Below are 11,822 nucleotides of genomic sequence, written 5' to 3' on the forward strand. Positions count from 1 at the left end.
ATATGACCGAGGAAAACGGGGAATTGACGTCGCTTGGCCCATACACCTTCCAGCCCGGCAGACATCACTGTCCGTCACCGAGTGACGGGACTCTGACCAGAGGCGGGCTCCCCGTCCCCCTCCGGGTGACCGAGCCCGTCCTGCAGCGCTTCCTGGACGTCATGACCGAGTTGGAGACCGGCCTCGCCGAGCGGTGGGGCCGTACGCAGGGCTCCTTGACGTACACCCGGGCGGAGTGACCGGCACCTCGTGTACGAAGAACACGCTCACCCCGACATGCCGTACGGCGAAGGTCCGTTCCGCACCACGGGCACCGGGCGGCACCGCGCGTCAGAAGCGGCCTTCCAGGAGACCCTGGTCCCGCCCGAACCCGGTTGGGACCCGGCCGAGGAACTCGCGTTCCTGCTCCAGGACGCGATGGAGCCCCGGGTCGGTGTTCCCCCCGCGACGGACACCTCGGCGCTCGCACCCGTCCCGGGCACACCGCTGAGCAATCTGCAGGAGATCACGGCGGAGCTGCCCCCGTTGAGGGAGTCCCCGACGAGTCACCGCAGGGTCCGCAGAGGGAGAAAGGTGAGCCGGCTGCGCGCCGCGAGCCTGTTCGTCGCCGCGCTCGCCGCGGTCATCGCGGCCTCCGTGTCCCTGTTCGGCGGCATGGTGGCCTATGAACCGTTGCGCCTGGCCGCCGTGACCCGCACCCGCGGCAGCGTCGTGTCCTGGTGGCCGCTGCTGGTCTACGGGCCCTGGCTGGTGGCCTCGCTGGCGGTGCTGCGGTCGGCGCTGCACCAGCGCCGCGCGGTGCACTCCTGGGCCGTCGTCCTGCTGTTCTCGGCCATCGCGATGCTGCTGTGCGTCGCGGAGGCGCCCAGAACCGTCAGCGACGCCGCGGCGGCCGCCCTGCCCGGCCTGGCCTCGCTGGTCTGCTTCCAGCAGGTCGTCCGGCAGATCACGCTCACTCGTCCGCCCCGGCGTGCGGTGCCGCGCCACCGGCAAGGCGCCGTGGTCACTCCGGGTGACGACCCGTCGGGCGAGACGGCCGTCGATCCGGTGTCGCTTCCGCAGCAGCGGCGAAATGTCGTCCGTTCGCCAAGACCCGGCACGGGCCCTGGGAAACGAACCTGACCCGGAGCGGAAAAAAGGTGACCGAAACGGGCTTCCATTCCCTCCGGAGGATGTGCGGAAAAGGGAATGCGGAATTCGTCGGGGATCGCGCCGGGACGGGTTCGGACAGCTCCGGACAGATACGGAAGGCCCGCCGCGGGGGTCAGCCCGCCGTCAGGGTCACGTCCTGTCCCTGCCGGGCGTGGAAGCTCGGGAGCGGCACGATGCCCATGGGGCGCAGCTCCATGAGGGTGGCCTCGACGTGGGCCGCGCCGGGCTTGAACACGACCGTGTCGGGCGTGCCGGTGTTGACCCAGCGGTGCTCCAGGCCGTCGCAGACCGCGCGGGTGCCGCCGACGCCGTACCGGACGGACGGGTCGCTCTGGCTCACGGTGGAGCTGACGTAGACCGGGCCGGTGCCGCCGGTGCAGCGGTAGGTGCCGGAGAGGGTGACGGTGCCGTCGGCGGCGATGCGGCCGGTCGGGTCGACCGTGACCGACTCGGCGACGAGGCGGGCGTCGTGGGGCGCGGCCGTGGCGGCGGGCGCGGCGAGCAGGAGCAGGGCGGCGCCGGCGGCCGTGGCGAGTGCGGTGGACCGTACGGGCATGGGAACCTCCCGGTATTGCGGAACGAGGGGTTCCACTGGTACCGGGCGGTGGGGCCGACGGCGGTGACCGTCACCCCTTCGGTGGCGAGTCCGCGTCGGCCGTCGTGGAACCGTCGCCGACTTGTCCGGGTGTTGTCACGCTTGCCGCCCGGGTCTTGGCGATGACTTCCCGGCGGGCGCACCGTCTGTACATGCGACGGTCCCGACGACGGGACGGTCTCCCGACGTGGAGGTGCGCCATGTGTACCCACCGGCCTTCCTGCCCCGCAGCCGACTCCCTGGAGGCGCGCGTCGTCACCGCGCACACCGTCGCCGCCCATCCGGAGCAGGGGTGGAACCTGCTGTGCGACGGCACGATCGTCTTCGACGACACCGGCGAGCTGCGGCCCGGCGGCCTGGTCGTCGCCCCGCACCGGGTGCCGGGCGCACACCTGGCGATGGCGGCCTGACCGCTTCCGCGCCGCCGGGCGCGGCCGCGTACGGCGGGTCGGCGGAGTCGGCGGCGTCGGCGGGGTCAGTGCTTCTCGGCGACGAACTCGCGCAGCAGGGAGGCGAGCAGCTCGGGCTGGTCCTCGGGGATCAGCGTCCGGGTGTCCTCGACCTCCACCAGCCGCCCCTGCGGGAGGAGTTCGGCCAGGCGCCGACCGTGGGCGCGCGGCATCATCAGGTCCTCGGTCGCCCAGACGACGAGCGCGGGCCGGTCGAACCTCCGCAGTCCCTGGGCGGCTTCGAGCAGTTCGTCGCGGCGGACGTGGGTGCCGTAGTGGCGGAAGTCGCGCCGGATCGCCGGGTCGGTGCGCAGCGGGCGCAGCCAGCCGTCGACGACCGCGTCCGGCACGGGCCGCTTGGTGAGGGCGCCGATGCCGACCGGGAGACGGCGCAGCGGCTTGAGGCCGAGGGTGCGCACCAGCAGGGACACGCCGCCGGGGGCCCGGCAGGCGATGCCGATCAGCTTCCCGGGCAGACCCGGCGGGTAGTTGTCGAACGCCTCGCACGCGACGAGCGCCAGCCGCGCGAGCCGCTCCGGGTGCCGCGCGGCCACCGTCTGGGCCCGTCCGCAGTCGTTCTCGACGAGGGTGACGTCGGTCAGGTCGAGGCGGTCGAGGAACTCGGCGATCAGCTCGATGACCAGGTCGGGGGTGGGTGGCCGGCGCATCGGGCGCCGGTGGGCGCCGTAGGGCAGGGTCGGCGCGAGCACCCGGTGGTCGGTGCGCAGGTCGGCGAGGACCTTGCGCCACACGGTGGAGTCGTGGACGAGACCGTGGAGGAGGACGACGACCGGGCCGTCGCCGCCGGTGTCCTCGTACTCGATGGTTCCCGCGCTCAGTTCGATGTCCGGCATGCCGGAATGGTAGGGGCCGCGGGCGGGTTACGGCAGTACGGCGAACCCGTCCAGTTCCACCAGGGCCCGTTCGTCCCAGAGCCGTACGACCTCCACGACCGCCATCGCCGGGTAGTCGCGGCCGGCCAGCTCGCGCCAGGTGCGGCCCAGTTCGGCGGCGTGGGTGCGGTAGGCGGCGACGTCGGTGGCGTAGACGGTGACGCGGGCAAGGTCGGCGGGGGTGCCGCCGGCGGCGCCCAGGGCGGTGAGGAGGTTGGTGAGGGCCCGCTCGAACTGGGCGGGGAGGGTGTCGCCGGTGACCTTGCCGTCGGGGTCGAGGGCGGTCTGCCCGGCGAGGAACACGACGCGGGTGCCGGTGGCGACGACGGCGTGGGAGAAGCCGGTGGGCGGGGACAGTTCGGGTGGGTTGACCCGTTCGGCGGTCATGCTCCGGCCTCCTCGGTCCTGTCGTCCTGCGGACGGTGCGTCGGGTGGGTCCGGTGCGTCCGGTACAGCTCCTTGGCGACGATGCCGCGCTGCACCTCGCTCGCGCCCTCGTAGATGCGGGGGGCGCGCACCTCGCGGTAGAGGTGTTCGAGGAGGTGTCCGCGGCGCAGGGCGCGGGCGCCGTGCAACTGGACGGCCTTGTCGACGACGTACTGGGCGGTCTCGGTGGCGAGGAGTTTCGCCATCGCGGCGCGCTGCGGGACGTCCGGCGCGCCCGCGTCGTACGCCGTCGCCGCCGCGTACACCATCAGCCGGGCCGCCTCGGTGCGCAGGGCCATCTCGGCGACCTGGTGGGAGACGGCCTGGAGGTCGCGCAGCTTGCCGCCGAAGGCGTCGCGGGCGGCGGTGTGCGCGAGGGTGGCGTCCAGGGCGGCCTGTGCCATGCCGACGGCGAAGGCGCCGACGCTGGGGCGGAACAGGTTGAGGGTGTCCATGGCCACCCGGAAGCCGCGGTCCGGTGCGCCGAGCACGTCGTCCGCGGTGACGGGCACGGCGTCGAAGGCGAGGGCGCCGATGGGGTGCGGCGAGAGCATGTCGAGCGGGGTGCCGCTGAGTCCTGGGCGGTCGGCGGGCACGAGGAAGGCGGTGACGCCGCGGGCTCCGGCGCCGGGGGTGGTGCGGGCGAACACGGTGTAGAAGTCGGCCTCGGGGGCGTTGGAGATCCAGCACTTCTCGCCGGTGAGCCGCCAGGCGGAGGGTCCGTCGGCATCGGCGGCCAGGGGGGCGGGGGCCGCCCCGGCGCGCGGTACCGCGTCATCGGAGTCCTCGGCCTGCTCGGCGGCGGGCCGCCCGGCCTCCGGTTCGCCGCCCGCCTCCGGTTCCGCGTGCTCCGGTTCCGCCCGGAGGGAGAGCGCCGCCGCGTCGGAGCCCGCGTCGGGCTCGCTGAGGGCGAAGGCGGCCACCGCGGTGCCGTCGCTCACCCGGGGGAGCCAGCGGGCGCGCTGGGCCTCAGTGCCGTGGGCGTGCACGGGGTGGGCGCCCAGGCCCTGGAGGGCGAGGGCGGTCTCGGCCTCCGTGCAGGCGTGGGCGAGGGACTCGCGCATCAGGCACAGGTCGAGCGCGCCCGAGGTGAACAGGCGGGGCAGCAGGCCGAGGGCGCCCAGTTCGGCGACCAGGGCGCGGTTGACGCGTCCCGGCTCGCCCTTCTCCGCGAGCGGGCGCAGCCGCTCGGCGGCCAGCGAGCGCAGCTCGTCGCACCAGGTGAGTTGTGCCGGTTCGAGCGAGAATGCGGTCATCGCCGGTTCCTTCCCCTGCCGCCCTGCCCACCTGACGGGCCACCTGACGGGCCACCTGACGGGCCGCCGGGCCACGACCGAGGTTATCGCGCCCCGTTGACTGCCGTCACCAACACGATACGCTCGTTGCGCGAGCCCACCACGACAAAGGGGGCGAACCGCCATGGCCGATCCGCGCCACGCGGACCCGCACCGCTCCGCCCACGTCGACACCTTCGCGCGCGACCACCTGCCGCCCCCCGAGCAGTGGCCGGAGCTCCTCTTCGAGCTGCCCGAGCTGCGCTACCCGGCGCGGCTGAACTGCGCGGCCGAGCTGCTCACCGGCCCGCCCGACGACCGCCCGGTCTTCCGCACCGCGTCCGGGGACACCTGGACGTACGGCGGGCTGCGGGACCGCGTCGACCGGATCGCCCACGTGCTCACCGGGGACCTCGGTGTCGTCCCGGGCAACCGGGTGCTGCTGCGCGGCCCCACCACCCCGTGGCTGGCCGCGTGCTGGCTGGCGGTGCTGAAGGCGGGCGCGGTGGCGGTCACGGTGCTGGCCCAACAGCGTCCGCACGAACTGCGGGCGATCTGCGAGATCGCGCGGGTGCGGCACGCGCTGTGCGACGTCCGGGCCGTCGACGACCTCGCCAAGGCGGAGATCGCCGGTCTGGCCATCACCACGTACGGCGGGGACGCGCCGGACGACCTGCGACGCCGTACGTCGTCCGGTGGGGTGCCCGGGACGCCGTACCGGGCCGTCGACACCGCCGCGGACGACGTGGCGCTGATCGCGTTCACCTCCGGCACCACCGGGCGGCCCAAGGGCTGCATGCACTTCCACCGCGATGTGCTGGCGATCGCCGACACCTTCTCCGCGCACGTGCTGGCGCCACGCCCGGACGACGTCTTCGCGGGCAGCCCGCCGCTCGGCTTCACCTTCGGGCTCGGCGGTCTCGTGGTCTTCCCGATGCGGGCCGGGGCGAGCACGCTGCTGCTGGAACAGGCGGGTCCCAGGCAGCTGTTGCCGGCCGTCGCCGAGCACCGGGTGTCGGTGCTGTTCACCGCGCCGACGGCGTACCGCGCGATGCTCGACGAGCTGGACGGGTACGACGTGAGCAGCCTCAGGCGCTGCGTCTCGGCGGGCGAGAACCTGCCCGCGGCCACCTGGCGGGCCTGGCACGAGCGCACCGGACTGCGGATCATCAACGGCATCGGCGCCACCGAGTTGCTGCACATCTTCGTCTCCGCGGCGGACGACGCCATCAGGCCCGGCACGACGGGCGTTCCGGTGCCGGGGTGGCACGCGCGCGTGCAGGACGAGAACGGCACACCCGTCCCCGACGGGGAGCCCGGACTGCTGGCGGTGCGCGGGCCGGTGGGCTGCCGGTACCTGGCCGATCCGCGCCAGCGGGAGTACGTGCGCGACGGCTGGAACGTCACCGGGGACACCTACGTCCGCGAGCCCGACGGGTACTTCCGGTACGTGGCACGCGCCGACGACATGATCATCTCCGCCGGGTACAACATCGCCGGGCCCGAGGTGGAGGACGCGCTGCTGCGGCACCCCGACGTGGTGGAGGCGGCGGTGGTGGGCCGTCCCGACCAGCGCCGGGGGCAGGTCGTGGTGGCGCACGCGGTGCTGCGGGCGGGGGCCGCGCGGGACGCGGACGCGCTGCGCGAGTTCCTGCGGGCGGAGCTGGCGCCGTACAAGTGCCCGCGGGAGATCGTCTTCCTGGAGGCGCTGCCGCGCACGGCGACCGGCAAGCTCCAGCGCTACCGCCTCCTCGACCCGCCCGGTCCGGACCCCGCCCCCGCCACCGGTCCCGGTGCTCGTCCGGATCCCCTGGGCGGCCGGGCGTGACGCCGACGACATAAGATGATCAACGTGTCCGACCAGCACGTACAGCACGCTCCGAGGTCCCTCATCGTCACGCTCTACGGCGCGTACGGCCGTTTCGCGCCGGGCCCGGTGCCCGTCGCCGAGCTGATCCGGCTGCTGTCGGCCGTGGGGGTGGACGCGCCCTCCGTGCGCTCGTCGGTGTCCCGGCTGAAGCGGCGCGGACTGCTGCTGCCGGCCCGTACGACTGAGGGCGCGGCCGGTTACGAACTCTCCGCCGAGGCCCGTCAGTTGCTGGACGACGGGGACCGGCGCGTCTACGCCACCGCACCCCACGGGGACGAGGGCTGGGTGCTCGCGGTGTTCTCCGTGCCCGAGTCGGAGCGCCAGAAGCGGCACGTTCTGCGCTCGCGCCTGGCCGGTCTCGGCTTCGGCACCGCGGCCCCCGGGGTGTGGATCGCCCCGGCCCGCCTGTACGCGGAGACCCGGCACATCCTGGGCCGCCTCGGCCTGGACGGCTACGTGGACTTCTTCCGCGGCGAGCACCTGGGCTTCACGCCGACCGCCGAGGCGGTGGCCCGCTGGTGGGACCTGGCCGCGATCGCCAAGGAGCACGAGGCGTTCCTCGACCGCCACGCGCGCGTGCTGCACGCCTGGGAGCGCCGGTCGGACACGCCTCCCGAGGAGGCCTACCGCGACTACCTCCTCGCCCTGGACTCCTGGCGCCATCTGCCCTACACGGACCCCGGACTGCCCGCCCGGCTGCTGCCCGAGAACTGGCCCGGCACGCGCTCGGCGACCGTCTTCCGGGCGCTGCACGAACGGCTGCGGGACGCGGGAGCACGCTACGCGGCGATGGGACCGGCCACATCCGCCGAGAAGTGAACCACGTCACCTTCTCCCGGGATCAGTGAACCCTCAGCCTCCTCAGACCCTCTTCTCAGGTTTCGCCCCTACCGTGCGGACGCATGAGTCTCGCACGCAACTTGAACCGGGCCCTCACCGTGACCACCGGCCTCCAGGTACGGAGAGCACCCCAGGCGGCGAAGGGGAGCCCGAAGGGGAAGCAGGGCAAGAAGTCCGCCGCCGCGCGACCCCCGGCGCGGCAGGAGGCCGCCTACCGATGTCCGCCGGCCGAGGAGCTGCCGGTCGAACGGCTGCTGCGACGACCCGTCTTCATCATCTCGTCCATCCGGTCCGGCTCCACCCTGCTGCGCATGGTGCTGGGCGCCCACCCGCGGCTGCACGCCCCGCACGAGCTGCACATCGGCCGGCTGGAGGTCACCTGCGCCAACTGGTTCTCCGAACGCGCGATGGGCGCCCTCGGCCTGCGGCGCGGCGACCTGGAGCACCTGCTGTGGGACCGCGTCCTGCACCGCGAACTCGCCAGGTCGGGCAAGGACTTCGTGGTCGAGAAGACACCGGCCAACGTGTACCTGTACCGGCGCCTCAAGGACTGCTGGCCCGACGCGCGCTTCGTCTTCCTGCTGCGCCATCCCGCGTCGACAGCCCGTTCCTGGCACGAGACCGACCCCGTCAAGCGGCCCCTCGACACGGCCGTCACGGACGTACTGCGCTACATGACGGCCGTCGAGGAGGCCCGTACGGCGGACGCCGACGGTTTCACCGTGCGCTACGAGGACATCACCGACGACCCCGAGCGCGAGATGCGCCGGCTGTGCGCGTACCTCGGCGTCGACTACGCGCCGGCCATGCTGGACTACGGCCGGAAGAGCAGCGCCGAGCTGGTCCGGGGACTGGGCGACTGGCGCGAGAACATCCGCACCGGCACCGTGCAGCCGGGGCGCGCGCTGCCCGGGGAGGACGAGATCCCCGAGCGGCTGCGTCCGCTGTGCGCGGCCTGGGGCTACACGTCCTGACGCGGGCCGTGCAGCGTGAGCCTCGGCTTGGGGGCGTCGGTGCGCCCGGTGCGCGGTGGGCGGCTGCCCGCCCGGTACGGCGCCGGCCACGGGGCGCCCGGACCCTCGTAGCCCTGCTCGGCGGCGGCGTGCAGGGTCCAGTGCGGGTCGTAGAGGTGGGGGCGGGCGAGGGCGCACAGGTCGGCGCGGCCGGCCAGGATCAGCGAGTTGACGTCGTCCCAGGAGGAGATCGCGCCGACGGCGATCACCGGGACGCCCGCCTCGTGCCGGACGCGGTCCGCGTACGGCGTCTGGTACGACCGCCCGAACTCGGGCCGTTCACCGGCGACGACCTGGCCCGTGGACACGTCGATGGCGTCGGCCCCGTGCGCGGCGAAGGCACGCGCGGTCTCCACCGCCTCCTCGGCACTCGTGCCGCCCTCGGCCCAGTCGGTGGCGGAGATCCGTACGGTCATGGGCCGCTCACCGGGCCACACCTCGCGTACGGCGTCGAAGACCTCCAGCGGGAAGCGCAGCCGCTTCTCCAGTGAGCCGCCGTAGGCATCGGTGCGGTGGTTGGTGAGCGGGGAGAGGAAGCCGGAGAGCAGGTAGCCGTGGGCGCAGTGCAGTTCGAGCAGGTCGAAGCCGGCCCCGGCGGCCCGTACGGCGGCGGACCTGAACTGCTCGCGCACGTCCGTCAGGTGCGCCCGGGACAGCTCGCGCGGGACCTGGCTGCCGGGGCGGTACGGCAGCGGGGAGGGCGCCACCAGGGGCCAGTTGCCGTCGGGCAGCGGTTGGTCCATGCCCTCCCACATCAGCCGGGTCGAGCCCTTGCGGCCGCTGTGGCCCAGCTGCACGCCGATCGCGGTGCCGGGCGCGCCGGTGTGCACGAAGTCGGTGATCCGCCGCCACGCCTCGCTCTGCCGGCCGGTGTAGAGGCCCGCACAGCCGGGGGTGATGCGGCCCTCCGCGCTGACGCACACCATCTCGGTCATCACCAGTGCGGCGCCGCCCAGGGCCCGGGCGCCGAGGTGGACCAGGTGGAAGTCGCCGGGGACGCCGTCGGTGGCGGAGTACATGTCCATCGGGGAGACGACGACGCGGTTGCGCAGGGTCAGGCCGCGCAGCCGGAACGGGGTGAACATCGGGGGCGTGCCGGGCGGGCAGCCGAACTCGCGCTCCACCGCGCCGGTGAAGCCGGCGTCGCGCAGCCGCAGGTTCTCGTGGGTGACCCGGCGGCTGCGGGTGAGCAGGTTGAAGGCGAACTGGCGGGGCGGCTGGCCGAGGTACCGGTCCAGGTCCTCGAACCACTCCAGGCTGGCCTTGGCCGCCCGCTGGGTGGAGGCGACGACGGGACGCCGCTCCTCCTCGTACGCGCCGAGGGCCGCCTGGAGGGTGGGCTGCTCCTCCAGGCAGGCGGCGAGCGCGAGGGCGTCCTCCACGGCGAGTTTGGTGCCGGAGCCGATGGAGAAGTGGGCGGTGTGGGCGGCGTCGCCGAGCAGGACGACGTTGCCGTGCGACCAGCGGTCGTTGACGACCGTGCGGAAGGTGGTCCACGCCGACTTGTTGGAACGCAGCGGCCGGCCGCCGAGCGCGTCGGCGAAGATCTTGGCGCAGCGGGCGGTGGACTCGGTCTCGTCCAGTGCGTCGAAACCGGCCGCCCGCCAGACCTCCTCGCGCATCTCGACGATGACGGTCGAGGCGGCTTCATCCTGCCGCCCGCAGGGCCTCGTTGAGGGGTGGTGGCCGGGCGACGGGCGGGAGTAGGGGTAGCCGTGCAGCTGCATCACGCCGTGCTCGGTCTCGGCGATCTCGAAGCGGAAGGCGTCGAAGGCGAAGTCGGCGGCGAGCCAGATGTAGCGGCAGCGGTGGGAGGTGAGGTGCGGCCGGAAGACGTCGCGGTACGCCTCGCGGGTGGCACTGTGCACTCCGTCGGCGGCGACGACGAGGTCGTGGGTCCGTGCGAGGCGGTCCGGGGGCGGTGCCTCGGTACGGAAGCGGAGCTCCACGCCGAGGTCGCGGCAGCGCTCGTGCAGGATCTCCAGGAGGCGGCGGCGGCCGAGGGCGGCGAAGCGGTGTCCTCCGGAGGTCTGACGGGTGCCCCGGTGGACGATGTCGATGTCGTCCCAGCGGACGAAGTGTGCAGTGAGGGCCTCGTAGACGACCGGGTCGGCGTGTTCGATGCCGCCGAGGGTCTCGTCGGAGAGGACTACGCCGAAGCCGAAGGTGTCGTCGGGGGCGTTGCGTTCGTAGACGGTGATCTCGCGGTCGGGGGCGAGGCGTTTGAGGAGGGCGGCGGTGTAGAGGCCGCCGGGGCCGCCGCCGACGACGGCGATGCGGTGAGGGTGGCTGCGGTCGTCCGACGGGTGCGGGTTCGTCGTGGTTGCTCGCGCGGTTCCCCGCGCCCCTGAGGTTGGCACACCGCCCCGCGTTGACAGCATCTCCCTACCTCCCTTGCCACTTCGGGGGGCGCTTCTCCGTGAAGGCCGCGTGGAATTCCGCGTAGTCCTCGCCCGTCATCAACAGGGCCTGGGTGGACGCGTCCAGTTCCACCGCTGCCGCCAGCGGCATGTCCAGCTCGGCCGTCAGGAGGGCCTTGGTCTGGGCGTGGGCCAGGGCGGGGCCGTCGGCCAGGCGGCGGGCCAGGGCGTGGGCGGCCTCGTCGGCGCGGCCCTCCTCGGTCAGCTCGCTGATCAGGCCGATGCGCTCGGCCTCGGGTGCGCGGACCGTGTCGCCGAGCATCAGCAGGCGGGTGGCGTGGCCGAGGCCGACGACGCGGGGCAGCAGGTAGGCGGCACCCATGTCACCGCCGGAGAGGCCGACCCGGGTGAAGAGGAAGGCGAAGCGGGCGGACGGGTCGGCGACCCGGAAGTCGGCGGCCAGGGCGAGGACCGCACCCGCGCCTGCGGCGACCCCGTGCAGCGCGGCGATCACCGGGAACGGGCACTCCCGTACCGCCCGCACCACCTGGCCCGTCATCCGGTTGAAGTCCAGCAGCCGGGCGGTGTCCATGGACAGGGTCGCACCGATGATCTCGTCCACGTCGCCGCCGGAGCAGAAGCCGCGCCCCTCACCTGCCAGCACCAGCGCCCGTACGGACCGCCTGCGGGACAGCTCGGCGAGCAGGTCGCGCAGGTCGGCGTAGGCCTCGAAGGTGAGCGCGTTGAGCTTGTCGGGGCGGGCGAGGGTGACGGTGGCGACGCCGTCGGTGATCTCGACACGCAGGTGCCGCCAGTCGGGGGTGGGAGCGGCGGAGCCGGTGAAGGGACTCATGACACTCGAAGTTATCACTCATCTGTGACTGTCGTCACGGGTACGCGATAAGGCTCGGCGGCTCGGGCCGAAGGTCCCGGGGGCGCCCGTCGAACGG

General features: G+C 73.6%; 11 protein-coding genes. 5 read left to right on the plus strand and 6 right to left on the minus strand.

The genetic code is table 11. From position 1 onward, the window contains the following. Positions 1-276 precede the first annotated feature (276 nt). A complete protein-coding gene (locus BZZ08_RS06885) occupies positions 277-1,122 on the plus strand; it encodes a DUF2637 domain-containing protein (protein WP_104631289.1) in 846 nt (281 codons plus the stop codon). A gap of 142 nt (positions 1,123-1,264) precedes the next feature. On the opposite strand, the gene BZZ08_RS06890 is transcribed toward BZZ08_RS06885, so the two are convergent. Continuing rightward, positions 1,265-1,708, minus strand: coding sequence for a DUF6299 family protein (locus tag BZZ08_RS06890; RefSeq protein ID WP_104631229.1), 444 nt, complete (start codon positions 1,706-1,708; stop codon positions 1,265-1,267). 239 nt (positions 1,709-1,947) lie between these two features. Here BZZ08_RS06890 and BZZ08_RS06895 point away from each other — a divergent pair, with 239 nt between their 5' ends. Next, positions 1,948-2,157, plus strand: coding sequence for a DUF5999 family protein (locus BZZ08_RS06895; protein ID WP_104631230.1), 210 nt, complete (start codon positions 1,948-1,950; stop codon positions 2,155-2,157). A gap of 65 nt (positions 2,158-2,222) precedes the next feature. On the opposite strand, the gene BZZ08_RS06900 is transcribed toward BZZ08_RS06895, so the two are convergent. Genes BZZ08_RS06900 through BZZ08_RS06910 form a run of 3 tightly spaced genes read right to left on the minus strand, consistent with a single transcriptional unit; the run spans position 2,223 to position 4,771 of the window. After that, positions 2,223-3,050: an alpha/beta fold hydrolase gene (locus BZZ08_RS06900; protein ID WP_104631231.1), complete on the minus strand. Its 828-nt coding sequence runs from the start codon at positions 3,048-3,050 to the stop codon at positions 2,223-2,225. Between the two features lie 27 nt (positions 3,051-3,077). Beyond that, a complete protein-coding gene (locus BZZ08_RS06905) occupies positions 3,078-3,476 on the minus strand; it encodes a RidA family protein (protein WP_104631232.1) in 399 nt (132 codons plus the stop codon). Further along, positions 3,473-4,771 carry an acyl-CoA dehydrogenase family protein gene (locus BZZ08_RS06910; protein WP_104631233.1) on the minus strand — a complete coding sequence of 433 codons (1,299 nt, stop codon included), beginning with the start codon at positions 4,769-4,771 and terminating at the stop codon, positions 3,473-3,475. Before BZZ08_RS06910 ends, BZZ08_RS06905 begins: the two co-directional genes overlap by 4 nt. 163 nt (positions 4,772-4,934) lie before the next feature. On the opposite strand from BZZ08_RS06910, the gene BZZ08_RS06915 reads away from it, so the two are divergent. The 3 genes from BZZ08_RS06915 to BZZ08_RS06925 all read left to right on the plus strand — a co-directional run bounded on the left by BZZ08_RS06915 (position 4,935) and on the right by BZZ08_RS06925 (position 8,473). Beyond that, positions 4,935-6,617, plus strand: coding sequence for an AMP-binding protein (locus tag BZZ08_RS06915; protein WP_104631234.1), 1,683 nt, complete (start codon positions 4,935-4,937; stop codon positions 6,615-6,617). Positions 6,618-6,632: 15 nt separating this feature from the next. Continuing rightward, on the plus strand, positions 6,633-7,478 hold the full coding sequence (locus tag BZZ08_RS06920) for a PaaX family transcriptional regulator (RefSeq protein ID WP_104631235.1): 846 nt from the start codon (positions 6,633-6,635) through the stop codon (positions 7,476-7,478). Between the two features lie 83 nt (positions 7,479-7,561). After that, complete coding sequence (locus tag BZZ08_RS06925) at positions 7,562-8,473, plus strand: sulfotransferase family protein (protein ID WP_104631236.1); 912 nt, start codon at positions 7,562-7,564, stop codon at positions 8,471-8,473. Here BZZ08_RS06925 and BZZ08_RS06930 read toward each other — a convergent pair. Together BZZ08_RS06930 and BZZ08_RS06935 are read right to left on the minus strand one after the other, a co-directional pair. Further along, positions 8,461-10,893 (minus strand): bifunctional salicylyl-CoA 5-hydroxylase/oxidoreductase, encoded by a 2,433-nt coding sequence (locus BZZ08_RS06930; RefSeq protein ID WP_198601327.1) that lies wholly within the window; start codon positions 10,891-10,893, stop codon positions 8,461-8,463. The two genes, BZZ08_RS06925 and BZZ08_RS06930, sit on opposite strands and share 13 nt — an antisense overlap. A gap of 4 nt (positions 10,894-10,897) precedes the next feature. Next, on the minus strand, positions 10,898-11,725 hold the full coding sequence (locus BZZ08_RS06935) for an enoyl-CoA hydratase family protein (protein ID WP_104631237.1): 828 nt from the start codon (positions 11,723-11,725) through the stop codon (positions 10,898-10,900). Positions 11,726-11,822: the final 97 nt, after the last annotated feature.

This window comes from Streptomyces sp. MH60 (assembly GCF_002939385.1).
In the GTDB taxonomy this organism is placed as follows: domain Bacteria; phylum Actinomycetota; class Actinomycetes; order Streptomycetales; family Streptomycetaceae; genus Streptomyces.